Source organism: Pseudoroseicyclus aestuarii (genome assembly GCF_003217255.1).
In the GTDB taxonomy this organism is placed as follows: Bacteria; Pseudomonadota; Alphaproteobacteria; order Rhodobacterales; family Rhodobacteraceae; genus Pseudoroseicyclus; species Pseudoroseicyclus aestuarii.
Genome location: NZ_QJTE01000003.1, coordinates 190,813 through 217,623, shown reverse-complemented (window position 1 = coordinate 217,623; position 26,811 = coordinate 190,813). Strand labels below are relative to the sequence as shown.

Genomic DNA, 26,811 nt, shown 5'->3' with positions numbered 1-26,811 from the left:
AATACTCCACGGGGGTGCGGGGGTGTGAAACCCCCGCTCCTCGACCAGATACCAAAGGCCCCGCCGATGACCATGCCCCCCCGCTACCCCCGCGACATGACCGGCCATGGCCCCAATCCGCCCGCCGGCCCCTGGCCGAACGGCGCCTCGGTCGCCGTTAGCCTCGTGCTGAACTACGAGGAGGGCGGCGAGAACTCGCTCCTGCACGGCGATGCCGCGAGCGAGGCCTTCCTGTCGGATATCGCCGGCGCCCAGCCCTGGCCGGGCCAGCGGCACTGGAACATGGAATCCATCTACGACTACGGCGCTCGCGCCGGCTTCTGGCGGCTGCACCGGCTCTTCACCGAGCGGGGCATCCCGATCACCATCTTCGGCGTCGCCACTGCCCTCGCCCGTAGCCCCGAACAGGTCGCGGCGATGACGGCCGCCGATTGGGAGATCGCCAGCCACGGCCTGAAATGGGTCGAGCACAAGGACATGCCCGAGGAGGAGGAGCGCGCCCAGATCGCCGAGGCGATGCGCCTGCACAGCGAGGTCGTGGGCCGCCCGCCGACCGGCTGGTACACCGGCCGCTGCAGCCTCAACACGCTGCGGCTGACCGCCGAGCTGGGCCTGCCCTGGATCTCGGATGCCTACGACGACGACCTGCCGCACTGGATCCGCGCGGGGGACCGCGACCAGCTCGTCCTGCCCTATACGCTCGAGGCGAACGACATGCGCTTCGCCACCGCGCCGGGTTACACGACGGGCGAGCAGTTCTACTGCTACCTCAAGGACAGCCTCGACGTGCTGCGCAGCGAGGGGCGCGCCGGCGCGCCGAAGATGCTGTCGATCGGGCTGCACAACCGGCTGATCGGGCGCCCCGGCAAGATCGCCGGGCTGATCCGCTTTCTCGACCATGCCGCGGGCTTCGAGGATGTCTGGTTCGCCCGCCGCATCGACATCGCCCGCGCCTGGGCCGAGGCGCATCCCCCGCGGCACCGCGAGCGTCCGAGCGCGATGGATCGCGAGACCTTCGTTGCGCGCTTCGGCGGCATCTACGAGCATTCCCCCTGGATTGCCGAGCGGGCCTGGTCGCTTGAGCTGGGGCCGGCGCACGACGGGCCGGTTGGCCTCGCCAATGCGCTCGCGCGCATCTTCCGCTCCGCCAGCGAGGAGGAGCGGCTGGGCGTGCTGCGCGCCCATCCCGACCTCGCCGGGAAGCTCGCGCAGGCGCGCCACCTCAGCGCCGACAGCACCGCAGAGCAGGCCAGCGCCGGCCTCGACGCGCTGACCGACGCGGAGCGGGCCCGCTTCGAGGCACTGAACGACGCCTATGTCGACCGCTTCGGCTTTCCCTTCATCATCGCCGTGCGCGATCACGACAAGGCCGGCATCCTCGCCGCCTTCGAGGCGCGGATCGACAACGACCGAGCAGCCGAGATTGCCACCGCCTGCACCCAGGTCGAGCGCATCGCCACGCTGCGCCTGGCCGAGGCGCTGTCATGATGGCCCCGGGTATCCACCGCGCCGCGCAGCGGCGCGGGTTGCGTCCTGCCGGCGCCGCTGCGCGGCGCGGGCAGGACGCCCAGGGGGCGCGGGAGGGGGCGGGCGCGCGCACAGCGCGCGCCCGCCCCCTCCCGCGCCCCCGCCCTTTCGATCGAGGACAGCGCTGATGTATGCCTTCCCCCCCGGCGGCCTGCCGCCCCTGACCGAGGACCCCGCTGCCGCCGGCGCCCGCTTCACCGAAAGCTACGCCTTCATCCCCGCCGGCACGATGCGCGACATCACCGCCAGCCTGCTGCCCGGCTGGCGGGAGGCCCGCGCCTGGATCATCGCGCGGCCGCTGACGGGCTTTGCCGAGACCTTCGCGCAATACGCGGTGGAGATCGCGCCCGGCGGCGGCTCGGACACGCCCGAGCCCGATGCGGGCGCCGAGGCCGGTCTCTTCGTGGCCGAAGGCGCTGGCATCCTGACGCTGGAGGGCGCCGAGCACGCGCTGGAGCCCGGCACCTATATCTACATCCCGCCCGGCAGAAGCTGGAGCCTGCGCGCCAGCAGCACACTGAAGCTGCACTGGATCCGCAAGCGCTGGCAGCCGGCTGCAGGCCTCACCCCGCCCGATCCGATCATGACCAGCGACGCGGCGACCCCGGTCAGCTGGATGCCGGGCACCGAAACCTGGGGCACGACGCGCTTCGCCGATCCGGCGGACCTGCGCCACGACATGCACGTCAACATCGTCACCTTCACCGCCGGCGGGCGCATCCCTTTCGCCGAGACGCATGTGATGGAACACGGGCTTTACGTGCTCGAGGGGCAGGCCGATTACCTGCTGAACCGCGACTGGATCACCGTCGGCCCGGGCGATTTCATGTGGCTGCGCGCCTTCTGCCCGCAGGCCTGCATCGCCCGCGGCGAGGGGAACTTCCGCTACCTGCTTTACAAGGACGTGAACCGCCACGTGGCGCTGACGCTGTGACGGCGCGGATCGCCATAACGCCGCTGGAGGCCAAAAGCTTCGCGCCCTTCGGCGATGTGCTCGACACCGCGGGTGCGCCGGACAGGCTGATCAACGAGGGGCTCTGCGGGCGCTACCACGACCGCGCGCGCATGGATTTCGGCCCCGGCGGGCGCGCCGGGATCAGCCTCTTCGACGCGCAGCCGCGCGCCCTGCCCTACCGGCTGGAGCTGCTCGAGCGGCATCCCGAGGGCAGCCAGGCCTTCCTGCCCCTGCACCAGAACCCCTTTCTGGTGATCGTGGCAGAGGATGCCGGCGACGCGCCGGGCCGCATCCATGCTTTCCAAACCGCGCCCGGCCAGGGGATCAACCTTTTGCGCGGCTGCTGGCACGGGGTGCTGACCCCGCTGAGCGCGCCCGGCCTCTTTGCCGTGATCGACCGCATCGGCGAGACGCCCAACCTTCAGGAGGTCAGGCTGGAGGCACCGGTCCTGATCACCGACTGACCTCGGCGAAGGCCGACAAAGTATTTTAGTCGGGATTGACAGCACCCGAGCGTTTTGGTCAAGTTCGTGGGTGACGCACGCCAGCCCGCATCGGGTCAGCCGCAGGGACCAGCAGGAGTAGACCGATGATGCACCGCCCGACCGATGCCGCCCTTTCGCTGCGCGCCGCCCGCCCCGCCGGCGTGGCCGGCGCTTCGGAGCCCGAGATCATCCCCGTTCACGACGCCGAAGGGCTGACGCAGGGCGGGAACCGGGCCCATATCGTGCTGGGGGACCAGACCTACACGCTGCGCATCACCCGCGCCGGCAAGCTGATCCTGACGAAGTGAGGCGCCGCGCCTTGTCTTGGCGCCGCCCGCACCGATACTGACCCGACCCAGCCAGCGGGCGCGGCAGCGCCCGGCACAGCGAGGTGGAGCATGGCGAAGATTCCCAGCCCCTGCATCGGGGTCTGCAAGTTCCGGCGCGAGGGGCACTGCATCGGGTGCTCGATGACCAAGGCGCAGAAGAAGCTGGCGAAATCGATCAAGAAGCCCGATCAGCAGGACGCCTTCCTGACGCTCGTGATGCACCAGCAGAACGATCTGGGCCGTTATACCCACTGGCGCGAGGCCTATGCCAAGCGCTGCGCAAAAAAGGGCCGCAAGCTGCCCGAGGCGCTGAAGGCCGCGCTCGCACGGCCCGTCGAGGGCGAGAGGGCCAAGCCCGCCACTTCTGCGGAATAGCCTTTCCCGACAAACCGATGCCCTGAACGGCAAAAGGCGGGCCATGGCCCGCCTTGTCACCTCGTATATGGCGCCGCCTCAGGAGAGGTGGGCGCGCAGCATCCAGGCGAATTTCTCGTGGGCGCGGCCACGCTCGATGCAGAGATCCTCGGTCAGCGTGTCGCCAAGCTCGGCGGCGATCTCGCCGGCGCCGCCAAGCGTCGCGGCCACGGTTTCCTGCGCTTCGAGGAGCATGGCGATCATCTCCTTGTCGGTCGCCTCGCCCTCGTGCTCGGAGACCTTGGAGCGCTTGAGCATGCCAGCCAGCGTGCCGTTGGCGTGCATGTCGATGGCGCGGACGCGTTCGGCGATCAGGTCCTGACCCTCGAAGTGGTCCTCGTAGATCTCCTGGAACAGGGCGTGCAGGGGGCCGAAGGCCATACCCTTGACGTTCCAGTGAAAGTTCTGCGCGAGCATCGTGGTGACCACGGTCTCGGCAACGCTCTGGTTCAGGGCCTCGGCGATGGCTTCGCGGGCACTCGGCTCAAGAGCAACGGCTGTCTGGGTCATGGTGCGGGACCTCCTTGTCTGAATTTTGTGGGCTGGCTGGCGCACCGCTGGCTCGCCCTGACAGCAATATAGGAAGCGCCCCGGCCGTGCCAAGGAGTTTTTAGAATTATTCTAAATCCGAGAGAAACGCTCGGAGGTTCAGGCGGCGATCCCGGCCGCCTCGCCTTCGGTCACGCGGCGGATCATGAAGCCCAGCTCTCGCACATGCTGGGGCAGCACCCGGCTGCGCAGCAGGAAGCGCAGGCTGTCCTCGTCGCCGCCGGCGGCACAGATCATGGCCCGCATCAGCCAGGCCTCGTCGCGGCTCATCCGCGTGGCGCCGGGACGATAGAGCACGGGGCGGCAGTCCAGCGCCGCAGGCAGGCAGCGCAGCAGCGCACCCAAGGCCGCTGCAGCCCCGGCCTTCCGGTCCAGCGCGAGATCGGCGCAGGTGGCAAAGACGTCGGCCCGGGCCGCGGCACGGCAGGCAAGGCCGGCCATCCGCAGGCGGTTGAGGAGCGCCCGCTCGCGCGGCGGCAGATCCTCGGCCAGGCCGACAGGCTGGCGCCGGCCCGCGGCGGGGTGGGCATCGGAAGTCGAGGTTTCGACGATCGAGAGGGCGGCGTGCATGGCAGGCGTCCCGCTGTGGGAGATACCCGACAGTATTTATAAGAAAAGGCCCCCGCCATCAAGTGGCGGGGGCCGTCGTTTCGGCGCAATTTGACGCAGTCGTCAGTCGGCGGCTTCGCCGTGCCCTTCGGGCGAGTCCTCGATCGCGCTGCGGATCCCCGCGACATCCGCCGCCGTCACGGCGCCGGCGTCGTTGCCCCAGGCGTTGCGGACGAAGGTGGCCAGCTCGGCGACCTCCTCGTCGGACAGGCGCCAGCCGAAGCCGGGCATGCGCAGCTTGTAGGGATAGGCCTCGGTCGAGGGCAGCTCGGCCCCTTCGAGGATGGTCTGGACCAGACCTCGCGGCACAGGCGCGGTCACGGTGGCATTGCCCGCCAGCTGCGGGAAGACGTTCGCCGCCCCGCGCCCGTCGCTGAAGTGACAGGCGTTGCAGTTGTCGAGGTAAAGCCGCGGGCCCAGCGCCATCTCGGGATCGGCATCGCCCAGAAGCGTGACGGTCTCTTCTTCCGAAAGGCTGGGCACGTCGTCTTCGGCGTCGCTCTCGCGGGCCACGTCATGGCCGATCTCGTCGAGATAGGCAGCCGTGGCGAGCAGGTCGTTCTCGGTCCAGTATTGCGTCGAATACTGCACGACCAGCTCCATCTCGCCGCTGACGCCGGCATGGGCGTTGCGGCCGGTGGCGAGGAAGCGCGCCATCTCGACCTGGTCCCAGTCCTGCGGCTGGGTGCCTTCCTGTCGCAGGTCGGGGGCCGTCCAGCCGTCGATCACGCCGCCGGTCAGGAACTCCGAATCCTCGGCGGTAAAGCCCTTCTGCGCGAAGATCAGATTACGGGGCGTGTGGCAGGCGCCGCAGTGTCCCGGCCCCTCCACGAGGTAGGCCCCGCGGTTGAGCATCTCGGCGTTCTCGACCTCGTCGCCGAAGGGCGGCTCGAAGCCGGGGTCGGACAGCGCGACCCATTTCCACATGCGGATGCCGAAGCGCATGTTGAAGGGGAACATGAGCGAGGTCTCGGTGACCTCGTTCGAGGACGGCTCAACCTCTTCCATGAAGTAATGGTAGAGCCCGCGAATGTCCCGCTCCGACAGCTTGCGGTAGTTCGCGTAGGGCATCGCGGGGTAGAGGTCGTGCCCCTCCTCGTCGACGCCGTCGTACATCACGGCCCGGAAGTCATCGAGGCTGAACTCCCCGATGCCATGCTCGGGGTCGGGTGTGATGTTGCTGGCGTAGATCGGGCCCAGCGGGCTGTCGATCGGCTGACCGCCGGCAAAGGGCGTGCCGTCGGCGCCGATGTGGCAGCCGGCGCAATCGCCGAGGATCATGGCGTATTCGCCCTGCCCCTCTTCCGGGGTCCAGTCGGCGGCAAGGTCCTCCTGCGGCTCCGTCAGGTGATGCGGCAGGAAGATCAGCAGCAGCACGACGACGACGCCGATAAGCGCGAGCGCGGCGAGGATGCGAAGAAGTTTGATCATGACGCGCTCCTCAGACCAGCGGCCGCGGGTTGGGCATGTAATCCTTCCGGATCGCCTCCGCCGCCCAATAGGCAAGGGCGCCGACGGCCCCGGTGGGGTTGTACTGGATGTTCTGCGGGAAGGCGCTGGCGCCCATCACGAAGACATTGTGAACGTCCCAGCTTTGCAGGTAGCGGTTGATCGCGCTGGTGCTGGGGTCGGCCCCCATCGGCGCGCCGCCGACGTTGTGCGTCGTCTGGTAGGGACGCACGTCGTACATCGCGCCATCGCCCTTGTAGGACGATTGCATCAGGTCAGGGTTCATCGATTCCGCGACCGGCTCGATCTTGGACTTCATGAACTGGGTCATGCGGATGTCGTTGTCCTTCCAGTTGAAGGTCATCCGCATCATCGGCCGGCCATGCTTGTCGGTATAGGTCGGGTCGAGGTCGAGGTAGACGTCCCGGTAGCTCATGTTCGAGCCGTGGCTGCCGATCGACATCGAATGGCCGTACCATTCGCCGATGCCCTGCTTCCACTCCGCGCCCCAGCCCGGCGTGCCCGAGGGCAGCGCGATGCCGCGGATCGGCTGGCCGTTGGCCCGCCCGGCGGTGATGTAGCTGCCGCCGATGAAGCCTTCGGCCCCGAAGTCGATCTGGTTGATGGCATAGTCGTCGATCGACATGCCGACGGTGCCCGAGCCGATGAAGGGATTGAAGTCGACGTCCTTGAAGAACATCGAGGTGCCGCCGTTCATCTGGTAGGCGTAGTTCCGGCCCGTGACCCCTTCGCCCGTCGCCGGATCGTAAGGCTGGCCGATGCCCGACAGCAGCATCAGGTGCACGTTGTGCAGGCTGTAAGCGCCAAGGATGACGATATCGGCGGGCTGGAAGACCTCTTCGCCGGCCTCTTCGTCCCAGTAGATCACGCCCGTCGCGGTCTTGCCGTCATCGGCCAGCGTGACGCGCAGCACCTCGGAGTTGGTCTTGTACTGGAAGTTCGGCTTGCGCTTGAGCGCGTCCAGAACGCAGGTCTGCGGGCTGCCCTTGGAGTAGTTGATGCAGCCGTACCGCTCGCAGAAGCCGCAGAAGTTGCACGGGCCCAGCTGCATGCCGTACTCGTTGCGATAGGCCTCCGAGGCGTTGGCACCGGGCCGCGGGAAGGGGTGCAGCCCCATGGCCCGCGCGGCTTCGGCGAACATCTCGGCATCGGCGGTCTGCTGCAGCGGCGGAAGCGGGTAGCCGCGGCTGCGCGGCGCCTCGAAGGGGTTGCCGCCCTCGATCATCTCGCCGTTGACGTTGCCCGCCTGCCCCGAGATGCCGGCCATCCATTCGAAACGGTCGAAATGCGGCTCGAGCTCTTCGTAGGTGACGCCCCAGTCCTGGATCTGCATGTCCTCGGGGATGATCTCGGCGCCCCAGTTCTCCTCGACGTAGGAGCGCAGGCGGAACTCGTTCTCCATCGGGCGCCAGGTATGGCCGTTCCAGTGAACGCCCGCGCCGCCGACGCCGTCGCCGGGCAGGAAGCTGCCGAGGTGCCGATAGGGCAGCGCCGTCTCGTCGAGCGTGCGGCGGATCGTGACGGTCGAGTTCTTCGGCTTCTGCATCGTGCCGTAGCGGATGCCGTACTTCAGCTCGTCGATCATGTTGGGATAGGCGAAATCGGGAACCGTCTTGCGGTCCTCGCCCCGCTCGAGTGCGAGGATCTCGACGCCCTCCTTCGACAGCTCCATGCCGAGGATCGAGCCGGTCCAGCCGAGACCGACGATCACGACGTCCTTCTTGGGGTCCTGTCTTGCCATTATGCGCGCTCCCCGCTGATGGATACCGGGCCGAGCGGATAGGGCACGTCGTGCTTGTCCACCCACTCCTTGAAACTGGCGCGGGCGCCGGTGAAGCCGATGTAGGTCCAGCCCTGCATCTGGTAGTTGCCGCCGTACATCGGGTCGGCGAAGAAGCCTTCCTTGGTATTCTGCAGCAGCAGGCTGAAGAAGTCGCGCAGCTCGGCCGAGAGGATCGGCTGGCTCGTCGCCGGCTCGGCAGAGCCGCCGGAGGCCCCGCCACCGGCGCCGCTTTCCACGACCTCGGTGTCCTCGGCGCCGCTGTCACTGCCCGAAAGCGGGTCCTTGTTCTGCTCCAGTGCCTTGATGACGCTGTCCTGATCCTCGGGCGAGAGGTCGGCAAAGCCGGCGCCCATGCGGTTCTGGCAGAACTCTTCGACGACCGGGATCGCCTGGCGGTAGACCTCGGCCGGGGTCAGCGGCGACTGGTAGCCCAGCAGGGGATCGGCATCGGGCTGGAACGGCCCTTCCATGTACCAATCCGCCGCCTGGCCGAAATCGCCGCCCAGCTGCAGGTCGATATAGACCGGCACGCGCGTCTCGATGGCGCCGGGGCCATCGCCCTCGGAGGGGATCAGCCTAGCGGTCGCGGCAAGCACGAAGGCGTATTCGGCCGCGGTGAAGAACTGCGGCTCGTATTGGTCGAGCGGGACAGGCTCCGCGGCATCCTGCGCGCGGGCGCGGGCGGCAAGTCCGGTCAGCGCGGCGCCGGCGGCGCCCCCCTGCAGGAAGCCTCGGCGCGTCGGCCTGAAGTCTCGGGTGGAAGGCACGTCCGAAGACATAAGGGGGGGCTCCGTCGTCTGGGGGCCGGCCTGGGATCGCGAAAGCTGCGCTTCGTGCCTGGGTCGCCCTTGGTGAAAGCTCTGGCTCAGGTAGAGCATGCGGCAGCCGGGGCGAGCAAGGTCGCTTCAGCAGCTTCTTCCGTGGCAATCGGGCCGCAGTCTGCCTGCGGCTGTGCCTCAGGCGTCCTTGGGGTTGTCCGCAGCCTCGTCCTCCGGCGCCGCGCGCGCGCCCCGCGCCCGCTCGCCCAGCATCCGCGAGGCCAGGCGGCTGCCGACGAGTCGGGCGCCCCAGCCCAGCGCCCGCGTGCCCCGCGCCAGCTCGTCCGAGGAGGTCGCGACCTCGCGCCCGCCCTCGATCCGCAGGCGGTTGCGCTGGGTCAAGAGCCCTTCGGAGGCCGCGTTCTCGAGCGCGCGGCGCACCGCGCCGACGTTCCAGTCCGGCTCGATCGCCGAGACCGGGATCGGGTGGAGGCCAGGCAGATCGCCGGCGACGGCGCGGGTGGCTTCGGCGATGCTCGCCTTGGCCGTCTCGGGCAGCGCATGCTCGGGGAAGGGCCAGCCCGTCGCCAGCAGATCGGCGCAGCTCAGCGCGGCGACGACCGGCGGGCGGCGCCGGTCGGGCCGCGCCTCGAAGAAGGCGGTGAAGTCCTGCCACAGCGCGGCATCCACGGCGCGCGAGGGGCGATTGGCGCGCATCACCCAAAGCACCACGTCGCACTGCGTCAGCTCCTGGATCAGGGCGGCCCGCCGGGCGGCGCTGCCGTCGTTCCCGCCGGTGTCGAGGACATGCACCGGGGTGCCGTCGAGATCGGCCTCGTAGCCGGCGGCGCCCTCGGTCGTGGCGCGCATGTCCGTCTCGGCCCGGTCCTCGCCCAGCAGGGCATTGACCAGCGTCGACTTGCCGGCGCTGGTCTGGCCCACCACCAGCACCCGCAGCGGCGCATCGGGCAGCGCCAGCCGCGCCCGGTCGGTGCGCGCGGAGGCAGAGTGCAGCTCCAGCAGCTCCGCATCGGAAAAGCGCAGGCGCCCGGAATAGAGCTCGACCGAGGCATAGGCGACCTCTTCCAGCAGCACCGCCTGCAAGACCCCCATCGCCTGCGAGCCGAGGTAGTTCGAATTGCCCTCGGCGATCAGGTACTCGACCTCGCGCAGCACGCCGCGCGCCGGGTTCAGCAGCATCCGCAGCACCCGCCAGCCGGCCATCGTCCCCTCGACCGCCAGCTGCGCCCTGTCGCGGTGCTTCCACAGCCACCACAGCGTCGCGAGGCTCACCCGGTCCGAGAAGGGGACATGCCGCCGCAGGTGGCGGCGATAGCGCGAGGCCGCGCGCTCGGTCAGCAGCAGCGCCTCGGGCAGCGAGAAATCGAGCGCGCGGCGCTTCTTGCCAAGGTCCTCGGCGATGCCGTCGATCACCTTGCGGGCGAGGTCGGGCATCTCTTCCCATTCCATCGGCTCCTGCGTCGCGGCCTCGATCTTGGCGCGGGCGGCCTCGAAGGCGCGGGCCTCGTGGGGCTGCCAGCTCTTGCTGGCATCGACGGCCATCTCCTCCATCAGGGCCGAGGGCTGCGCCTCCCCCGGCGCCGGGCGCAGCAGGAAGCGGCGCAGCAGCCAGCCGACCAGCCCGGCGCCGGCGCAGATCGCGATAAAGGGCAAAAGCGCGCCATGCTCCTCCAGCCAGAGAAAGCCCAGCAGGCTGAGGGCGGTGACAGGCAGCGCCAGCACCACGGCCGAGATCACGCGATCCCAGCGCAGAAGCGCCCGGCGCAGCCGCGCGACGCGGCCGCTGCGGGTCCCGCGGCTCATTGCGCCTCCTCGTCGGCTTTGGCCTGCCGCCGCGCGCCGCGGGCGCGGGTCATGGCATCCCGGTACAGCGTCCGCAGTTCTTCTTCCGAAATCTCCTGCCCCTCGGCGGTGCGGTGCAGGTAATAGGCCGCGGCCCGGCCCAGCGCATAGGTGGCGGCGAAACTGACAGTGCCCGCCGCGGCGGCGCCGACGGTCTGGCCGAAGCCGGGGATCAGCTTGGCCGCCTGCCGCAGGGCATAGCTGCCGCCGTAGCGCAGCGCCGCGCCGAGGCCGAGCGCGGCGGCGAATTCACCCATCCGGCGGCGGGTCCAGTCGACACCCGCGCGGCGGCCCATGGCGCGCAGCATCGCGGCCTGAATGCCCGGCACGGTGACCGCGCCGATCAGCGGCGCCACGTCCGATGTGCCCGCAGCGCCCGCGTACCACAGGACCAGGGGGCGCAGCGCCTCGAACCCGGCCTCCTCGCCGGTGGGCCGGCGCGCCAGCAGCAGCGCGACATCGGGCATGGTCTCGCCCAGCAGGTCGACCAGCCGGTCGAGGCCAGCCTCGTCCGGCGCGCCGGGCGCCAGCGACAGCGCGACCGAGGGCAGCGCGCCCCCCGCCGCCGCCTCGAGCGCGGCCTGCGTCGCCGCCTGCGCCCGGTGGCGGGCCTGCGCATCGGGCACCTGGTCGGCGGCGGTATGCACCACCAGCACGCGGGTGCGCGGGCGGCGGCGGCGCACGGCGGCCAGCGCATCGCACAGCTCGCCCTGCACCGGGTCGTCCAGCCGCGCGACGGCGAGGATGGCGTGGCTGCGCGCCTCGCATTGCGCCAGATCCTCGGCCGGATCGTAGCCCACCTCGCCCAGCCCGCGGGTGTCGAGGAACTGCATCACCGGCCGGTCCTGCGGAAAATCGAAGGCATGGGCGGTGCGGGTGCAGGGAGCGAAGCCATTGCCGATCTCGGCCGCGCCGACGCCTGTCAGGCTGCGCACGAGCGAGGATTTCCCGGCGCCCGTCTTGCCCAGAAGCCAGACCACGGGCCGCGGCCCCGCCGCGCCCTTCACGTCCTCGTCGCTTGCCGGCTCGACCGGCGCGCCGCCGGTCAGCCCCTCCCAGATCGTGCCGCTCACCTGACTGTCCACCCCTGTGCCATGCTTGTCAGATAGGCCGTTCGGCGACGGATTGCAGCCCGGGCCTGCGCTTCTGCTGCCGCTGCTGCTGCTTGATCGCATCGCCGCGCCGCGTCAGGAAGGGATCGCACCCCCGCCGGAGACCCGCCGATGACCCTGCTGCAGCTTGCCTCGCTCCTGATCGTGCTGTCCGGCGCCTTCGGGGCGCTGAACTACTTCTTCCTCAAGCTGCCGCAGTCGATCGGCATCCTCGTCGTGACCCTCGCCGCCTCGATCGCGGTCTTCGTGCTGGACCTCGCCTTCCCCGGCCTCGGCCTCGTGGATGCCGCCAAGGAGGCGGTCGAGGAGCTGGAGTTCTCGGACGCGCTGCTCGAGGGGATGCTGGGCTTTCTGCTCTTTGCCGGGGCGCTGCACGTCTCTCTCGACGACCTGAAGCAGGAGGCGGCGATCGTGCTGCTGATGGCGACGCTGGGCGTCGCGCTCTCGACCGCCGTCGTCGGCTTCGGGATGAGCTTCCTGACGCCGCTGCCGCTGCTGGTGGCGCTGGTCTTCGGGGCGCTGATCTCGCCCACGGACCCGGTCGCGGTACTGGGCATCCTGCGCAGCGCCAACATCCGCAAGAGCCTAGAGACGAAGATCGCGGGCGAGTCGCTCTTCAACGACGGCGTCGGCTACGTCGCCTGGCTGATCCTCGTCGCCTTCGCCTTTCCGGGCGCCGACAGCCATGCCGCGCCGGGGCTGCTGGGCATCGGCGAGCTTTTCCTGCGCGAGGCTGTCGGCGGCGCCGTGCTGGGCGCCGTGCTGGGCTGGGGTACCTTCCAGGTGATGAAGCGGATCGACGACTACAGCCTCGAGGTGCTGCTGACGCTGGGCCTCGCCTTCGGCGGCTACGAGCTGGCCATCGCGCTCGAGGTCAGCGGCCCGATCCAGGCCGTCGTCTCGGGCCTCTTCATCGGCCATGTCGGCATGCGCGACGGCATGAGCGAGATCACCCGCGAATATGTCGACGGCTTCTGGAGCCTGGTCGACGAGATCCTGAACGCCGTGCTGTTCCTGATGATCGGCTTCGAGGTCTTCGCCGTCGATTTCGACCCGCACTGGATCTGGATCGTCGCGCTGGGGCTGGGCCTCGCGCTGCTGGGGCGCTTCATCGCGGTGCTGGTGCCGGTGGTGCTGCTGCGCCCCTTCGCCCGGCAGGAACGAGACGTGGTGCCGATGATGACCTGGGGCGGGATCAAGGGCGGCATCTCCATCGCCCTGGCGCTGGCCCTGCCCGAGAGCGAGTGGAAGGACATGATCCTCGCGGTGACCTTCACCGTCGTCGTCTTCTCGGTGCTGGTGCAGGGGCTGACGGTCGCGCGCTTTGCCCGCCGGCTCAAGCAGCGCTGGGGCTAGGGCCTCATCGCCGCCCCTCGCGCAGCCAGCCGCCCAGCACCAGAAGACCGGCCACCAGCAGCAGCGCCCAGGCGGGCAGCAGCGGCAGCACGGTGACATCGGCGGCGCGATAGGCCTCGCGCGGGGTCAGGCCGATCCAGCCGCGCCCCGAGGCCGGTCGCCCGGGCCGCACGTCGCGCAGCGAGGGTGCGCCATCGGCCATCCGCAGGATGCCGCCGCGCGTCCCCTCGACCGCCGCCTCCAGCGGCGCGGCACCCGCGATCGTCTGCTCGAACTCGCGCGGGGCGGCCGGGCCGAGGGCGATGACGGCCGACTGGTCGCCCTCCTCCAGCCGGTAGAGGCCGGTCTCCGGCGCCTCGTAAAGCACCTCGAAGCGGCCGGGGCTGACCTCCTCCAGCGGCAGATCCACCGCTTCGCCATCCGGGCCGGTGACGGTGACGCGCCCGACCTCTCCGGCGAGGGTGCGGCGGACGATGCGCATGGTCTGGCCCCGCGGCTCGGCCCAGAGGGCCTCTTCCTCGAGCTCGGGCTCCTTCATCATCCAATGCGCGAGGCGTCGCAACAATTCCAGTTGCGGCCCCCCGCCCTGGTAGCCGCGCCCCCAGAGCCAAATCTGGTCCGAGGCGAGCAGCGCCACGCGCCCCTCGCCCACGCGGTTCAGCAAGAGCAGCGGCTCTCCCTCCGCGCCTTCCATCGCGGTGGTGGCGCCGGGGCCGGGCTGCACCTGCACCTGCCGGAACCATTCGCCCCAGCCGGGGACATCCGTCCCCTCGGTGCCATAGGCCTCGGCCAGCCCCTCGGTCACCGGGTGGCGGGCACCCAGCTCGGTCATGCGCGGCACGAAGGGCTCGCCGATCACCCGCGCCGTCGGCGCGCCGGGCAGCACCATGCCCAGCGGGCTGCGATAGAGGCTTTCGGCGCCGGCATATTCCGGCCCCGCCGTCACCAGCACCGCGCCGCCGCCCTGCACGTAGCGGCCGATATTGGCGAAATACTCGGAAGGCAGAATGCCCTGGCGCGAGTAGCGGTCGAAGATGATCAGGTCGAACTCGTCGATCTTGTCGATGAAAAGCTCGCGCGTGGGAAAGGCGATCAGGCTCAGCTCGTCGGCGGGCACGCCGTCCTGCTTTTCCGGCGGGCGCAGGATGGTGAAATGCACGAGGTCGACCGAGGCGTCGGATTTCAGCAGGTTTCGCCAGGTCCGCTCGCCGGCATAGGGCTCGCCCGAGACCAGCAGCACCCGCAGCCGGTCCCGCACGCCGTTGATCTGCAGGACGGAGGCGTTGTTGCGGCCCGTCAGCTCCCCCTCCGCCCCGGGGGTGGAGAATTGCAGGACGTTCATGCCTCCGTGCTGAAGCGTCACGGGCAGCTCCATCTCCTGGCCCAGCGGCACCTCGAAAGACATCGGCGCGCCGCCGTCGACGGCGATGGTCAGCGGCACGAGGTCGCCCGGCTCCGTCGGCGCGGCGCCCTGATCCTCGACCCGCAGGGTCAGGTTCACCGGCTCTCCGATGATGCCGAAGGCCGGGGCGCCGACCACGGTGAGGCGGCGATCCCAGTCGTCCTCCTGCCCGCTCAGCAGGACGTGCATCGGCGCCGGCAGGCTCGCGGGCGCCCGCTCCGCATCATGGATGCGACCGTCTGTCAGCATCACGATGCCGGCGATGCGGCCCTGCGGCTCTTCGGCGAGGGCCTGCGACAGGGCGGTCATCGCCAGCGTGCCGCCGTTGTCCTCGGCATCCGCGACCTCGATCACGCGCAGCTCGGTATTGCCGCGCGCCGCGATCTGGGCACGCAGCGCCTCGAGCGCGGCCTCGGTCTGCGCGGGCCTGTCGGCGATGCGTTGGCTGGCGCTGGCATCGACCACCGCGATGACGATGTCGGGCAGCATGTCCCGCTCTTCGCTGTAGATCGCCGGGTTGGCGATGCCCGCCAGCAGCGCCAGCGCCGCCAGCCCGCGCAGCCACCACCCGCGCAGCCCCCGCCAGAGCGACAGGGCCACGAAGATCGCGGCCAGCACCGCGATCGCGGCGATCAGCGGCCAGGGCAGAAGCGGGTCGAAGACGATGGTACGGGTCAAGAAGGCTCCCTTGTGCGGCGCGCGCCGCTACTGTCCCAGCCGCTCAAGAAGCGCGGGGACATGGACCTGGTCGGATTTGTAGTTCCCGGTCAGCACATGCATGACGAGGTTCATGCCAAAGCGCAGCGCCATCTCGCGCTGCCGCTCGCCGGCCTGGCCGCGCCCCACGGGGCGCAGCGGCAGGCCCGCGTCATCCACCGCCCAGGCCGAGGCCCAGTCGTTGCCGCCGATCACCACCGGGCTGACGTTGTCATTGAGATCGCGGAAGGGCATCCCCTCGACCGCCTGTGCCTGGCGCGAGGTCTCGACCCAGATCGGCCCCTCGTAGCGGCCCGGAAAGGCCTGCAGCAGGTAGAAGGTGCGGGTCAGGACGTGATCGGCCGGGATAGGCTCGATCGGCGGGATGTCCAGCGGGCGGGCGATGGCCTGCAGGCGGCGCCCCTCGGGCGTCTCGCTGCCGTAGCCGGCGGTATCGGCGTCGCGGGTGTCGAAAAGGATCATCCCGCCGCCGCGCAGGTAGGCGTTCAGCTTGTCATAGGCCTGCGGCGAGGGCAGCGGCGCATCGGGTGTCACCGGCCAGTAGAGCAGCGGGAAGAAGGCCAGCTCGTCGGTTTCGATATCGACGCCCATCGGCGCCGCGGGCTCGATCGAGCTGCGCTGGAACAGGCTGCGCGACAGGCCGGTCAGCCCCGCCTGCGCCAGATCGTCCACCTCGGCATCGCCGGTCAGCACATGCGCCAGCACCACGGCATCCGTCGCCTCGGCGGCGAAGGCCTCTTCCTGCGGGGTCAGGCGCTGCTCCGCCGGCTGGGCCTGCGCCTGACCCTGCGGCAGCGCCAGCATCATCAGGGCGAGGGCGGCGGCGACAGGGCCGCGCAGTCGACCGGCCAGCAGCAGCGCCGCGATCACGTCCACCAGCAGGAGCATCAGAGCCCCGCCCAGCAGCCAGCCCTTGAGCGGCAGCTCGCGCGCGGCGCTCAGCCCCTCGACCGTGACGTTGCCGGGCCAGGCGGCGGGGGCGAGGGTCGCGTCACGCTCCAGCACGTTGACGGCAAGGCGGCGATCCTCGCCGGCATAGAGGCCGGGGGGCATGTCGGGGCCGGGGCTGCCGCCCGCGATGCGCTCGCCCGGCACGCCGGGCAGGGTCTCGGCCTCGGAGAGGGTGCCGCGCGCATCCAGAACCTCGTCCGGCATCCAGACCGTCCCGTCCAGATCGCCCGCCTCGGGCGGCGCCTGCCGGCTGGTCACGGCCAGCCGTTCGAGCATGGCGGGGAACAGCCCGGCCAGCGGCAGGCTGGACCATTCGGCATTGGCGGTCACGTGAAACAGTACCACCTGCCCCTCGCCCAGCGCCTTGCGCGTCACCAGGGGCGTGCCGTCGGCAAGCTGGGCAATCACCCGATCCGCAAGGTCCGGATCGGGCTGGGCCATGACCTGCGCGCTGACGGTCACGTCCCGCGGCACCGGCAGCCCGTAGAAGGGCGAGTCCTCGTCGAAAGGCGCCATGGTCTTCGGCTCTCCCCAGCTCATGGCGCCGCCGACATTGCGGCCCCCGGCGCGCAGCCGCACGGGCAGAAGGGGATCCTCGCGCAGGCGGGCGACGTCGCTGGCGGCCAGCCGCGGCCCCGCGAAACGCAGCAGCAGCCCGCCGTCCTCGACCCAGCCCTGAAGCGCCTCGTCCTGCCCCGCGGGCAGCGCGCCCTCGTCGGCAAGGACGATCACGTCGGGATTGGCAGGAATGGCGGTGTCCAGCCCGCCCTCGATCAGGTCGGAGGTCGGCTCCAGCGCCTCGCGCAGGTAGTGCAGCGGCGAGAGCAGGTCGAGGCCCTCGCCCCCCGCCTCCGGCTCGATCAGCGCGACCTCGCGCCGGCGCAGCCCGTCGTCGGCCAGCGCCACGGTGCCGGCGCTACGCTGGCCCGCGATCTCGAAGCGGGTGACGCGGTTGCGCAGCTCGGGCGGCAGGGTCAGCGCCACCTGCGCCACCGCCTCGCCTGGGGCGAAGTCCAGCGGCGCCGTCGCAAGCTGCCGCTCCACCCCGGCGGGATCGAGGCCGATCACCGACAGCTCGGCCGTGGTCGCCGGCCCCGTCGGCGTGCGCACGGCCGAAATCGCGATCTCGCCGTTCTCATAGGCCGCCGGCCGCAGCCCGAGGGTCTGGCGCGGCACCTGGTAGACGCTGACGCTGCCATGATCCTGCAGCGCCGCGAGCAGCGGCGCGCGGCTGTCGCGCTCCAGCCCGTCAGAGAGCCAGAGCGTGTCGAACTCCCCCTCCAGCCGGTCCGCCCAGGCCGAAAGCGCCTCGGCATCGGGGGCATAGGGCTGCGGCTGCAGGCTGGGCAGGCGCAGCAGCACCGCCTCGGCGCCGGTGAACTCGGGTGCGGGCGTCTCTTCGGTCAGCTCCGTCAGCACCGCCACGGCACTGGGCTGCCCGGCGCGCTGCGCCTCTGTCAGGAGGGCCTGCATCCGCTCCACCCGGCTGTCCCAGTCGCGGGCATCGGCCCAGGTGCCGTCGGCGATGACCAGCAGCGGCCCGCTGCCCTGCGGCTGCGGCGTCGGGTTCAGGATCGGCCCGGCGAAGCCCGCGATCAGCGCGGCCAGCGCCAGCATCCGCAGCAGCATCAGCCACCAGGGCGTACGGTCGGCCTGCGCCTCGCGGTCGCCCAGCCCCAGCAGCAGCGCGACGCCCGGAAAGCGGCGGCGCACGGGGGCCGGCGGCACGGCGCGCAGGATCAACCAGAGCGCGGGCAGCACGATCAGCCCCAGCAGCAGCCAGGGCGCGGTGAAACCGAGGGGGCCGAGCATGAGCATCAGCCGCGCCGCTCCAGCGCGCCGTAAAGCCACAGCAGTGCCGAGGCGGCGCTGGCATCGGTGTGATGCACCTCGAAGAGCCAGCCTGTGGCACGGGCCAGCGCCGCGAGCCTGTCCTTCCGCTCGGCCAGCCGCTCGAGGTAGCGGTCCTTCAGGTCACGGGCCTGCCGGGTCTCGTGGCGCAGCCCGCCCGCCATGCTTTCGAAGATGGTGCGGCCGCCGAAGGGAAAGCCCTCTTCGGCCGGGTCGAGGACCATCATCAGGACGCCGCGCACGCCGCGTTCGGCAGCGCCGGTCAGCGCGGCCTCCACCGGGGCGGGATCGCCGAGGAAGTCCGACAGGAACAGCGCGCGGCTTTGCGGCGGCAGGCCGTGGATATCGGGCGCGCCGTAATCGGCCTGATCGTCCTGCGCCAGAAGCTCTGCCAGCCGCAGAAGCTGGCCGGCATGGCGGCGCGGCGGCAGGCGCAGGCCCGAGAGGCCCACCCTCTCGCCGCCGCGGGTCAGCAGCACCGCCGAACCCAGCGCCAGCAGGCGCGCCCGCTCCTTCTTGGGCGCCATCTTCGGCGAGGCGTAATCCATCGAGGCCGAGGGATCGACCCAGAGCATGACGCTCTGCGCGATCTGCCATTCGGTCTCGCGCACGTAGGCCTCGTCCGAGCGGGCGGAGCGGCGCCAGTCGATGCTGCCCGAGGGATCGAAGGGCAGCGCCGGGCGATACTGCCAGAAGGCGCTGCCGGCACCGGGGCGGCGGCGCCCATGCTCGCCCATCGTCACCGTGGCGGCGAGATGCTCTGCCTCGGCCAGCAGCGGCGGCAGCGGCGCGGCAAGCGCCTCGGCCCGCGCGCGCAGGGCGATGGGGCCCGCTTCGGTCACGCCGCCGCCTGGCTCCGCGTGACCTGCGCTGCGACGCTGTCGATCAGCCCGGCAAGGCTCTCGCCCCGCGCGCGGGCGGCGAAGCTGAGGGCCATGCGGTGCGACAGCACCGGCGCGGCCAGCCGCGCGACGTCCTGCGCGCCGGGGGCAAGGCGCCCGTCCAGCAGCGCCTCGGCGCGCACGGCCAGCATCAGCGCCTGCGCGGCACGCGGGCCGGGGCCCCAGCTGACGGCATTCTTCACCTGCGCGGGGGCCTCGCCCTCCTCCGGGCGGCAGGCGCGCACCAGATCGAGGATCATCTCGACCACCCCCTCGCCCACCGGCATCCGCCGCAGCAGGCGCTGCGCCTCGAGCAGCTCATCGGCGGTGAAGACGGCCTGCGCCTCGGCCTCTTCGACACCGGTCGTGGCCATCAGGATGTCGCGCTCGGTCTGGCGGGTCGGATAGGGCACGTCGATCTGGAACAGGAAGCGGTCAAGCTGCGCCTCGGGCAGCGGATAGGTCCCCTCCTGCTCCAGCGGGTTCTGCGTCGCCAACACGTGGAACGGGCGGCCCAGCGGACGGTGCTGGCCGGCGATCGTCACCTCGCGCTCCTGCATCGCCTGCAGCAGGGCGGACTGGGTGCGGGGCGAGGCGCGGTTGATCTCGTCCGCCATCAGAAGCTGGCAGAACACCGGCCCCTCGATGAAGCGGAAGGCACGGGTGCCACCCTCGCCGGTCTCCAGCACCTCGCTGCCCAGAATATCGGCGGGCATCAGGTCGGGGGTGAACTGGATGCGGCTGCCCTGCAGGCCCATCACGGTCGAAAGCGCATCGACCAGCCGCGTCTTGCCCAGCCCCGGCAGCCCGACCAGCAGCGCATGCCCGCCGCAGATCAGCGCGGACAGCGTCAGCTCCACCACCCGCTCCTGCCCGATGAACCGGCGCGAGATCGAGCTGCGCGCCTCGTTCAGCCGAAGTCCAAGGCTTTCGATCTGTGCCAGCAGTTCCGCATCGTTCATCAGCAGGCCCCTTGCCGTCCGTGCAGGTCATGGTTCGGGCCCAGTCGATACCCCGCGTGCCGAGGAGCGCAAACACAAAGAACAGTGAGAACCCGAGAGCCGGTGGCGGGCCGCGCATGAATGCGCCTTGGCAGGGCGGCACGAGGTCCTTCGCCCGTCCGGCATCGCGCCGGTCAATGAGTGCGCCCGCCGCTCGCACTGGTGGGGGCGGGCGCCTCGCTGGGCCTGTCCGGATCGGTGCTCATCACGCTCGACGCCGGGCCGTCCGGCCTGCACGTGCCGAAGAAAGCCCGCACCGCGACGGCTACAATGTCCGGAGGCCGGACAAAACGCCATTTCGCTGCGTTTGCGCCAATATCGGCTATGTCTTTTTCTGGTCCTTGCGGTATAGTTCGTCCAGGAATGGGGCCTTGCCTGCTAGGTATTCAGCAATGCCGGTTCTGTTTTCTTTCTCAAGGCGTAGTTTGAGCTCTGCATATGCCCGGCGATCACAAGAATTGCTACGTAGATGGTCTCGTATCCCAAGCATTCTAGTAATCTGTGAATGGCCCGAAACGCAGACGTGAAGCTTGTGGGTTCTGATCCCACCAACATCGCGTTTGAAGAAATGATGGCCCTCCATCAAGTCTTTACCGCGCCTATAGCCCAGGCCAGTCAGCTCAGCCTGCCAATCATCCAAACTGCAGGCATTGGAAACCACCGCTAGAATATCGATTTCAGGTTTAGCAGCCAAACCCTGAACCGCAGTGCTGCCAACATGATGGATGTTGATACAGGCATCGCCAAACACCAACTGCAATCGTCCTGCCTCTTCCGAAAAGAGACGGGGCCAACTCTGGTCATAATCAGTGATTGAACTCGTAAGCTTCATTCCGCGCCTTTAGGGCAAAGCCGCCACTCGCTACAATGCAAAAAGATGTATGTCTGGGCTCCAAGCTACCCTGCGCCGCGCCTGCCCCTTCCGCTGACCCTAAACGAGGATGGTAGCGCCGCGTCGAAAGACGTGCGAGCCTGTGGCCGTGACCCAGCCGCCGCGGGAGGATCGCTTGCAGGACAGGACCGCCGCCACCGCCGACAGCATCGCCAGCACGGCGCGTCAGATCGCCGCGCGCGGCCCGGCGCCGGTGCACCTGTGGGATCCGCCCTTCTGCGGCGATCTCGACATGCGCATCGCGCGCGACGGGACATGGTTCTACAATGGCACCCCGATCGGGCGCGAGGGGCTGGTGCGGCTGTTTTCCGGCATCCTCAAGCGCGAGGGCGAGGATTACTTCCTCGTGACCCCGGTCGAGAAGGTCGGGCTGACGGTCGAGACGGCCCCCTTCGTCGCCACCGACATCACGCGCGAGGGCGCGGCCCTCGTCTTCACCACCAATGTCGGAGAGCGGGTGACAGCCGGCCCCGAGCATCCGATTCGCGTGGAGCGCGATCCCCGGACGGGCGAGCCCGAGCCCTTCGTGCTGGTGCGCGGCGGCCTCGAGGCGCTGATCGACCGCAAGAGTTTCTACCGCCTCGTCGATCTGGGCGAGACCGCGCCGCACGAGGGGGCGGACTGGTTCGGCGTCCGGTCAGAGGGGCAGTTCTTCCCGATCATCCCGGCGGCGGAGCTTCCCTGACCCACAAGGCAGAACGGGGGCCCGAAGGCCCCCGCAAGTCCGCAGCGCGCCGCGATCAGTTCAGATCGAAGCTCCAGAGGAAGGTCTCGCCAGAGCTGTCGTCGACGCCATCGTTGTCGGTCAGCGCCCAGGCGGTGCCATCTTCGGTGATCGCCAGCCCCTCGACCTTGTCGACGACGTAGCCGCCGAAGGCCTGAAGGTCGGGGATCAGGTCGCGCAGGACCTCCTTCTCGACCACCGCAAGCTCACCGCCCAGCGCCGCGGGCGTGACGCCATCGAGGCTGACGCGCGTCACCTGCTTGAGCTGCGCCGCCGCGCCGATCTGGTTGTCACGCTCGATCAGGTACAGCGCGCCGTCGTGGAAGGTGATCTCGGACAGGCCGACCCAGCCGGTCTCGGCCGTCTCCAGCGGGTAGTGCACCGCCGTCCAGGCGCCGCTCTCGGGGTCGTAGTTCAGCAGCTTGACCATGCCTTCGGGATCGTCCGCCCATTCGCGCTGCACCGCCATCCAGAGGCTGCCGTCCGCGGCCAAGGTGATCCCCTCAAGACCGTTGGTCGTCGCGCCGGCGGTCAGGTCTGCGGGCAGGTCGACCTGCTCGATGATGGCGCCGTCCGCGCCGACGTGGAAGATCGCCTGCGGGCGCCCCTTCTCGGCATGGCCCTCGTTCGCGATCCAGAAGTCGCCCTGCCCGTCCAGCGCGATGCCTTCCATGTCGAAATCGCTGCGCGTCTCGCCGCCCTCGGTCACCGGCGTCGCCGTGGTGATCCGCGCCGGGCTCTGGCTCGGGTCGATGGTGAAGATCATCGGGCTGCCGGCGTAGAAGCTGTCGTTGACGGCATAAAGCATCCCGTCCGTCCCGGCGACGAGGCCCGAGAGCGCGCCCCAGCCGATCAGCGCATCGGCGCCCGCAGAGGTCAGCGTCGGATACTGCGCCGGCCTCTCGCCATGCTCAAAGATCATGACATGGGCGCGCGGACCGCCGTCTTCGCCAAGATCGGTCTCGTTGGCGCTGACCAGCAGGCCGCGCTCGGGGATCGCGACATAGCCTTCCGGCCCGATGCCCGAGGGCAGGATCTGCAGCAGCACCGGCGCGGCAGGATCGGTCACGTCGTAGACCCCCACGGCAGAGCCGCGCTCAGATCCGATGAAGACCAGCGGCGTGCCGTCGAAGGTCGCGGTCTCGACGCTCTCGGGCTCCACGCCCTTGTTCTCGGAGCGGCCCTCCGGGTAGTGCCCGATCTCGATCAGCGCATGTTCGAAGGTATTGCCGCTGTCGTAGACCAGCGTGCCGTCCTTGTGGAAGATGCTCCAGCCGCGGCTGCCGCCGTCCATGTCGCCCTCGTTCGCGGTGGCGAAGTGATCCGCGTCGATCCACTTCACCGCATCCGGCTCGCGCGGGATGTCCGACAGGCTCTCGGTGAAGGAGAGGGCGTCATCCTCGGTCGCGTCGACCTCCGTCAGATCGACCGTGCCGGCGGAGAAGTCGTTCAGCACCGTGCCGTCCGAGGAGACAACGACGATGTGGTTGTTCTCCTGCAGGGTCAGGACGATCTCGCCAGCCTCGTTCACGTCCACGAACTCGGGCTCGGGATCCTCGGGGGCGATCTCGGCAAGGCCGGTGACATCGACCCGGATCAGCCCCTCGCAACCGACCGCGCCTTCGGCGAGCGGCAGGATGACGAGCTCGCCTGCGGGCATCTGGCCGACGCGGCCGTCGCCCAGATCCTCGTCGCGCTCGTTCTCGATGGCGACAGTGACGAAGCTGCCGTCCGGCGCGGCGGCGATGCTGTCGGGCTGGCCGCCCAGATCGCAGGTTTCAGCCTCTGCGCTGCCCGCGGTCATGTCGATCGCCGCGAGGTGGCCCGAGGGGTCGGTGAAGCTCTCGGAGGTATTGACGCCGACATAGGCCGTGCTGCCGATCACCACGACCGAGGTCGGCTCTCCGCCGAGGTCGATGGTGCCGCCGGGCTGCGGGTCGGCGGCATCGCTGATGTCGATCAGGCCGACAGTGCCCAGCGGGCTGTCGGTGTAGATCAGCGTCATGCCGTCCTCGCTGGCGTCGATGATCTCGGCCGAGGTTTCGGCCTCGCGGTCCGCGCCTTCGGCGATGTTGCTGTCGGCCGCGAAGCTGGCGATCCGGTTGAAGGCGCTGTCCTGCGCGGCGGCGGCGCCGGCGGTCAGCGCCAGGATCGAGGTCATGGAAAGCAGGCGAAGCGGCATGGGGCAGGTCCTTCTCGGTGTGTCGCGCTGCCTTGGCCCGCCGATGTGACGGCGGCGTAACGGTGAGGCGACAGGGCGATGAAATCGCCGGCCCCCCGCCTGCGTATACAATCCGGGGGAGAGGGAACGCCGCGCCGGGCCGCGCATTGGATGAGGTGCCGCAGCATTTGAGGGAGACAGCCGATGCCGGATACCAAGACCTCTCGCCGCGCGTTCCTGCGCAGCTCCGCCCTCGGCCTCGGGGCCGGAACGCTGGGCGCCGGCCCGCTGCTGGCGCAGGCCGCCAGCGGGGTCGGCACCGGCGGCACGCCGCCCGCGCCCGACCTGCCGACCAGCGCCACGGGCCGGCCGATGCCCAGCCTCGACGGCTTCAACCCGGAGCCCGCCGCCCCCGAGGATCAGGTCGGCTGGGCCGTTTGCGGGCTGGGCCATTTCGCCCAGAACTACGTCGTCCCCTCCATCGTCGAGGCGGGCCAGGCGAAGCTGACCGGCCTGATCTCCGGCACGCCGGAGAAGCTGTCGCGCCTCGGCATGGCCTACGGCGTGCCAGAGGGATCGCGCTACGGCTACGACATGGCCGGGCTGGCGGAGGACGACAGCGTGCAGGTCGTCTACGTCGTCACGCCCAATGCCATCCACGAAGAGAATGTCATCGCCGCCTTCGAGGCGGGCAAGGACGTGATGTGCGAAAAGCCCTTTGCCGCCGACAGCGCCGCCGCGCAGCGGATGCTGGACGCGCGCGATGCCAACGGGCGCAAGCTGATGATCGCCTACCGCGCCCATTACGAGCCGCATAACCTGATGCTGAAGGGGATGTACGATCGCGGCGAGCTTGGCGACGTGCGCTTTGCCACAGCCGATCATCACCGCCCGCTCGACCCCTCGGCCACGCGGGACCAGTGGCGGATGCGGCGCGATCTGGCGGGCGGCGGCAGCCTGATGGATATCGGCATCTATTCCCTGAACGGTCTGATCTGGCTGCTGGGCGAGGTGCCGGTGCGGCTGGCGGCGCAGACCCATGCGCCCGGCCTGCCCGACGATCGCTTCGCCGAGATCGAGGCGATCTGCACCGCCACGCTCGACTTCCCCTCGGGGCGCACGGCCAACATCTCGTCGGGCTATATCGCGAACAAGAAGCGGATCGACCTCTGGGGCGCCGATGTCACCGGCGTTCTCGACCCGGCGACCAGCTATACCGGCAACCGGCTGACGCTCTCCACCGCCGAGGGGACCGAAACGCCGATGGCGCCGATGCCGTCGGAGCAGCAGTTCATGGGCGAGATCGACGCCTTCAGCCGCGCGGTGCGTGACGGCAACGACTTTGCTGAGACGGGCGAGACCGGGCTGCGCGACATGCACCTGATGGAGGCGATCTATGCCGCCGCAGAGCGCGGGGAATGGGTCTCTCTCAACAGGGACGGAAGGGTGCAGTAGGGGCGCCTCGGGGGGACCGGGGGGCGGAAGCCCCCCGGCGCCCGCCCTCGGACGTCCAGCCTCAGAGGCCGAGGCAGATGTATTTCATCTCGACGTATTCCTCGATCCCGTGCCGCGACCCCTCGCGCCCCAGACCCGACTGCTTGACCCCGCCAAAGGGCGCAACCTCGGTCGAGATGATGCCGGTGTTGATCCCGACGATCCCGTACTCCAGCGCCTCGCTCACCCGCGTCACGCGGCTGACGTCCTTGGAGTAGAAGTAGCTGGCGAGGCCGAAGATCGTGTCGTTGGCCAGGGCCACGGCCTCTTCCTCGGTCTCGAAGCGGAAGAGCGGCGCGAAGGGGCCGAAGGTCTCTTCGCGGGCGACCTTCATCGCCTGCGTCGCGCCGGTGACGATGGTGGGCTGGAAATACTGCCCCTCGAGCGCCTGCCCGCCGGTCAGGACGCTGGCGCCCCGATCCAGCGCATCGGCGAGGTGATCCTTCACCTTGTCCAGCGCCTTTGGCTCGATCAGCGGGCCGAGGTCGGTCCCCTCCTCCAGCCCGTCGCCGACGCGCAGCGCCTCGACCGCCTGTTTCAGTTTTGCGGCGAAGGCGTCGTAGATGCCGGACTGCACGTAGATGCGGTTGGCGCAGACGCAGGTCTGCCCGGCATTTCGGAACTTGCAGGCAATGGCGCCCTGCACGGCGGCATCCAGATCGGCGTCGTCGAAGACGAGGAAGGGCGCGTTGCCGCCCAGCTCCATCGACATCTTCATCACCTGGTCGGCGCCCTGCCGCAGCAGGATACGCCCGACCTCGGTGCTGCCGGTGAAGCTGAGCTTGCGGACCTTCGGGTTCTCGCAGAACTCCTGCCCGGTGCCGGCGGCATCCGTGCTGGTCACGACCGAGAAGACGCCCTTGGGCACCCCCGCCTCCTCTGCCAGCCAGGCCATGGCCAGCGCCGAGAGCGGCGTCAGCTCGGAGGGGCGGGCGACGAAGGCGCAGCCCGCGGCCAGCGCCGGGGCGACCTTGCGGGCGATCATCGCGTTGGGGAAGTTCCAGGGCGTGATCGAGGCGGCGACCCCGATGGGCTGGCGGATCACGGTGATCCGCTTGTCCGCCTGGTGGCCTGGGATCGTCTCGCCGTAGAGGCGCTTGGCCTCTTCGCCGAACCATTCGATGAAGCCCGCGCCATAGGCGATCTCGCCCCGGCTCTCGGTCAGCGGCTTGCCCTGCTCGGCGGTCATCAGGACGGCGAGATCCTCCTGGTGCAGCATCAGAAGATCGTACCAGCGCCGCAGGATCTGCGCCCGCTCCTTGGCCGTGCGGGCGGCCCATGCGGGCTGCGCGGCATGGGCGGCGTCGATGGCGCGGGCGATCTCGGCCCGGCCGAGGTCGGGCAGGCTGGCGATCACGTCGCCGCGCGCGGGGTTCGTCACCTCGAAGCGGGCGCCGCCATCGGCCTGCACCCAGTCGCCGCCGACGAAGGCCTCTTCGCGCAGGAGCCGCGGCTCCTGCAGGCGGGCGGTCAGATCGGTCTTTGTTTCGTCGGGCATGATGCGGGCTCCCTCGCAGAACATCCCTC

22 protein-coding genes are annotated in these 26,811 nt (G+C 70.0%); 8 read left to right on the top strand and 14 right to left on the bottom strand.

Annotated features, from left to right (window positions below):
• The first annotated feature begins 72 nt into the window (after positions 1 to 72).
• From puuE to DFP88_RS10305, 5 genes are all read left to right on the top strand, one after another.
• Positions 73 to 1,488, top strand: a complete 1,416-nt coding sequence (gene puuE / locus DFP88_RS10325; protein WP_110814798.1) for an allantoinase PuuE — start codon at positions 73 to 75, stop codon at positions 1,486 to 1,488.
• Between the two features lie 163 nt (positions 1,489 to 1,651).
• Complete coding sequence (locus DFP88_RS10320; RefSeq protein WP_110814797.1) at positions 1,652 to 2,461, top strand: bifunctional allantoicase/(S)-ureidoglycine aminohydrolase; 810 nt, start codon at positions 1,652 to 1,654, stop codon at positions 2,459 to 2,461.
• Positions 2,458 to 2,946 carry an ureidoglycolate lyase gene (locus DFP88_RS10315; RefSeq protein WP_110814406.1) on the top strand — a complete coding sequence of 163 codons (489 nt, stop codon included), beginning with the start codon at positions 2,458 to 2,460 and terminating at the stop codon, positions 2,944 to 2,946. The genes DFP88_RS10320 and DFP88_RS10315 overlap by 4 nt, the downstream gene beginning before the upstream one ends.
• 125 nt (positions 2,947 to 3,071) lie before the next feature.
• On the top strand, positions 3,072 to 3,275 hold the full coding sequence (gene hemP, locus DFP88_RS10310) for a hemin uptake protein HemP (RefSeq protein ID WP_245904775.1): 204 nt from the start codon (positions 3,072 to 3,074) through the stop codon (positions 3,273 to 3,275).
• A gap of 90 nt (positions 3,276 to 3,365) precedes the next feature.
• Positions 3,366 to 3,671 (top strand): DUF1289 domain-containing protein, encoded by a 306-nt coding sequence (locus tag DFP88_RS10305; RefSeq protein WP_110814405.1) that lies wholly within the window; start codon positions 3,366 to 3,368, stop codon positions 3,669 to 3,671.
• A gap of 78 nt (positions 3,672 to 3,749) precedes the next feature.
• On the opposite strand, the gene DFP88_RS10300 is transcribed toward DFP88_RS10305, so the two are convergent.
• The 7 genes from DFP88_RS10300 to DFP88_RS10270 all read right to left on the bottom strand — a co-directional run bounded on the left by DFP88_RS10300 (position 3,750) and on the right by DFP88_RS10270 (position 11,815).
• On the bottom strand, positions 3,750 to 4,220 hold the full coding sequence (locus DFP88_RS10300) for a Dps family protein (protein WP_110814404.1): 471 nt from the start codon (positions 4,218 to 4,220) through the stop codon (positions 3,750 to 3,752).
• A gap of 138 nt (positions 4,221 to 4,358) precedes the next feature.
• On the bottom strand, positions 4,359 to 4,829 hold the full coding sequence (locus DFP88_RS10295) for a hypothetical protein (protein ID WP_110814403.1): 471 nt from the start codon (positions 4,827 to 4,829) through the stop codon (positions 4,359 to 4,361).
• Between the two features lie 102 nt (positions 4,830 to 4,931).
• Complete coding sequence (locus DFP88_RS10290) at positions 4,932 to 6,299, bottom strand: cytochrome c (protein WP_110814402.1); 1,368 nt, start codon at positions 6,297 to 6,299, stop codon at positions 4,932 to 4,934.
• A 10-nt stretch (positions 6,300 to 6,309) separates the two neighbouring features.
• The gene (locus DFP88_RS10285; protein WP_110814401.1) at positions 6,310 to 8,079 is read right to left on the bottom strand and encodes a GMC family oxidoreductase; all 1,770 of its coding nucleotides are present in this window, start codon (positions 8,077 to 8,079) and stop codon (positions 6,310 to 6,312) included.
• A complete protein-coding gene (locus DFP88_RS10280; RefSeq protein ID WP_181418618.1) occupies positions 8,079 to 8,888 on the bottom strand; it encodes a gluconate 2-dehydrogenase subunit 3 family protein in 810 nt (269 codons plus the stop codon). The genes DFP88_RS10285 and DFP88_RS10280 overlap by 1 nt, the downstream gene beginning before the upstream one ends.
• Before the next feature lie 189 nt (positions 8,889 to 9,077).
• The gene (locus DFP88_RS10275) at positions 9,078 to 10,703 is read right to left on the bottom strand and encodes a GTPase family protein (RefSeq protein ID WP_110814399.1); all 1,626 of its coding nucleotides are present in this window, start codon (positions 10,701 to 10,703) and stop codon (positions 9,078 to 9,080) included.
• Entirely contained in the window at positions 10,700 to 11,815 is a 1,116-nt protein-coding gene (locus DFP88_RS10270) for a YcjF family protein (RefSeq protein ID WP_245904774.1), read from the bottom strand. The genes DFP88_RS10275 and DFP88_RS10270 overlap by 4 nt, the downstream gene beginning before the upstream one ends.
• Positions 11,816 to 11,965: 150 nt before the next feature.
• Between DFP88_RS10270 and DFP88_RS10265 the strand changes: the two genes are divergently transcribed.
• Positions 11,966 to 13,210 carry a cation:proton antiporter gene (locus tag DFP88_RS10265; RefSeq protein WP_110814397.1) on the top strand — a complete coding sequence of 415 codons (1,245 nt, stop codon included), beginning with the start codon at positions 11,966 to 11,968 and terminating at the stop codon, positions 13,208 to 13,210.
• Between the two features lie 4 nt (positions 13,211 to 13,214).
• Here the strand turns inward: DFP88_RS10265 and DFP88_RS10260 are convergent, their stop codons facing one another.
• The 5 genes from DFP88_RS10260 to DFP88_RS10240 all read right to left on the bottom strand — a co-directional run bounded on the left by DFP88_RS10260 (position 13,215) and on the right by DFP88_RS10240 (position 20,845).
• Positions 13,215 to 15,290: a hypothetical protein gene (locus DFP88_RS10260; RefSeq protein WP_110814396.1), complete on the bottom strand. Its 2,076-nt coding sequence runs from the start codon at positions 15,288 to 15,290 to the stop codon at positions 13,215 to 13,217.
• Positions 15,291 to 15,317: 27 nt separating this feature from the next.
• Positions 15,318 to 18,098 carry a DUF4159 domain-containing protein gene (locus DFP88_RS10255; protein ID WP_110814395.1) on the bottom strand — a complete coding sequence of 927 codons (2,781 nt, stop codon included), beginning with the start codon at positions 18,096 to 18,098 and terminating at the stop codon, positions 15,318 to 15,320.
• Entirely contained in the window at positions 18,098 to 18,973 is an 876-nt protein-coding gene (locus DFP88_RS10250) for a DUF58 domain-containing protein (RefSeq protein WP_110814394.1), read from the bottom strand. Before DFP88_RS10250 ends, DFP88_RS10255 begins: the two co-directional genes overlap by 1 nt.
• Complete coding sequence (locus DFP88_RS10245) at positions 18,970 to 19,974, bottom strand: AAA family ATPase (protein ID WP_181418617.1); 1,005 nt, start codon at positions 19,972 to 19,974, stop codon at positions 18,970 to 18,972. Before DFP88_RS10245 ends, DFP88_RS10250 begins: the two co-directional genes overlap by 4 nt.
• Before the next feature lie 361 nt (positions 19,975 to 20,335).
• A complete protein-coding gene (locus tag DFP88_RS10240) occupies positions 20,336 to 20,845 on the bottom strand; it encodes a GrpB family protein (protein ID WP_110814392.1) in 510 nt (169 codons plus the stop codon).
• Between the two features lie 175 nt (positions 20,846 to 21,020).
• Between DFP88_RS10240 and DFP88_RS10235 the strand changes: the two genes are divergently transcribed.
• Positions 21,021 to 21,590, top strand: a complete 570-nt coding sequence (locus DFP88_RS10235; RefSeq protein ID WP_245904773.1) for a DUF1285 domain-containing protein — start codon at positions 21,021 to 21,023, stop codon at positions 21,588 to 21,590.
• 55 nt (positions 21,591 to 21,645) lie between these two features.
• On the opposite strand, the gene DFP88_RS10230 is transcribed toward DFP88_RS10235, so the two are convergent.
• Positions 21,646 to 23,811 carry an esterase-like activity of phytase family protein gene (locus DFP88_RS10230; RefSeq protein WP_110814390.1) on the bottom strand — a complete coding sequence of 722 codons (2,166 nt, stop codon included), beginning with the start codon at positions 23,809 to 23,811 and terminating at the stop codon, positions 21,646 to 21,648.
• A gap of 183 nt (positions 23,812 to 23,994) precedes the next feature.
• On the opposite strand from DFP88_RS10230, the gene DFP88_RS10225 reads away from it, so the two are divergent.
• Positions 23,995 to 25,245 (top strand): Gfo/Idh/MocA family protein, encoded by a 1,251-nt coding sequence (locus DFP88_RS10225; protein ID WP_110814389.1) that lies wholly within the window; start codon positions 23,995 to 23,997, stop codon positions 25,243 to 25,245.
• Between the two features lie 61 nt (positions 25,246 to 25,306).
• Here the strand turns inward: DFP88_RS10225 and DFP88_RS10220 are convergent, their stop codons facing one another.
• Positions 25,307 to 26,782, bottom strand: a complete 1,476-nt coding sequence (locus tag DFP88_RS10220; protein ID WP_110814388.1) for an NAD-dependent succinate-semialdehyde dehydrogenase — start codon at positions 26,780 to 26,782, stop codon at positions 25,307 to 25,309.
• Between the last annotated feature and the right edge of the window lie 29 nt (positions 26,783 to 26,811).

Excerpts from the sequence above, each read along its gene's own strand:
- puuE (WP_110814798.1), top strand. The coding sequence starts at position 73 with ATGCCCCCCCGCTACCCCCGCGACATGACCGGCCATGGCCCCAATCCG.
- hemP (WP_245904775.1), top strand. The coding sequence starts at position 3,072 with ATGATGCACCGCCCGACCGATGCCGCCCTTTCGCTGCGCGCCGCCCGC.
- DFP88_RS10305 (WP_110814405.1), top strand. The coding sequence starts at position 3,366 with ATGGCGAAGATTCCCAGCCCCTGCATCGGGGTCTGCAAGTTCCGGCGC.
- DFP88_RS10300 (WP_110814404.1), bottom strand. The coding sequence starts at position 4,220 with ATGACCCAGACAGCCGTTGCTCTTGAGCCGAGTGCCCGCGAAGCCATC.
- DFP88_RS10295 (WP_110814403.1), bottom strand. The coding sequence starts at position 4,829 with ATGCACGCCGCCCTCTCGATCGTCGAAACCTCGACTTCCGATGCCCAC.
- DFP88_RS10290 (WP_110814402.1), bottom strand. The coding sequence starts at position 6,299 with ATGATCAAACTTCTTCGCATCCTCGCCGCGCTCGCGCTTATCGGCGTC.
- DFP88_RS10285 (WP_110814401.1), bottom strand. The coding sequence starts at position 8,079 with ATGGCAAGACAGGACCCCAAGAAGGACGTCGTGATCGTCGGTCTCGGC.
- DFP88_RS10275 (WP_110814399.1), bottom strand. The coding sequence starts at position 10,703 with ATGAGCCGCGGGACCCGCAGCGGCCGCGTCGCGCGGCTGCGCCGGGCG.
- DFP88_RS10265 (WP_110814397.1), top strand. The coding sequence starts at position 11,966 with ATGACCCTGCTGCAGCTTGCCTCGCTCCTGATCGTGCTGTCCGGCGCC.
- DFP88_RS10255 (WP_110814395.1), bottom strand. The coding sequence starts at position 18,098 with ATGCTCATGCTCGGCCCCCTCGGTTTCACCGCGCCCTGGCTGCTGCTG.
- DFP88_RS10245 (WP_181418617.1), bottom strand. The coding sequence starts at position 19,974 with ATGAACGATGCGGAACTGCTGGCACAGATCGAAAGCCTTGGACTTCGG.
- DFP88_RS10240 (WP_110814392.1), bottom strand. The coding sequence starts at position 20,845 with ATGAAGCTTACGAGTTCAATCACTGATTATGACCAGAGTTGGCCCCGT.
- DFP88_RS10230 (WP_110814390.1), bottom strand. The coding sequence starts at position 23,811 with ATGCCGCTTCGCCTGCTTTCCATGACCTCGATCCTGGCGCTGACCGCC.
- DFP88_RS10225 (WP_110814389.1), top strand. The coding sequence starts at position 23,995 with ATGCCGGATACCAAGACCTCTCGCCGCGCGTTCCTGCGCAGCTCCGCC.
- DFP88_RS10220 (WP_110814388.1), bottom strand. The coding sequence starts at position 26,782 with ATGCCCGACGAAACAAAGACCGATCTGACCGCCCGCCTGCAGGAGCCG.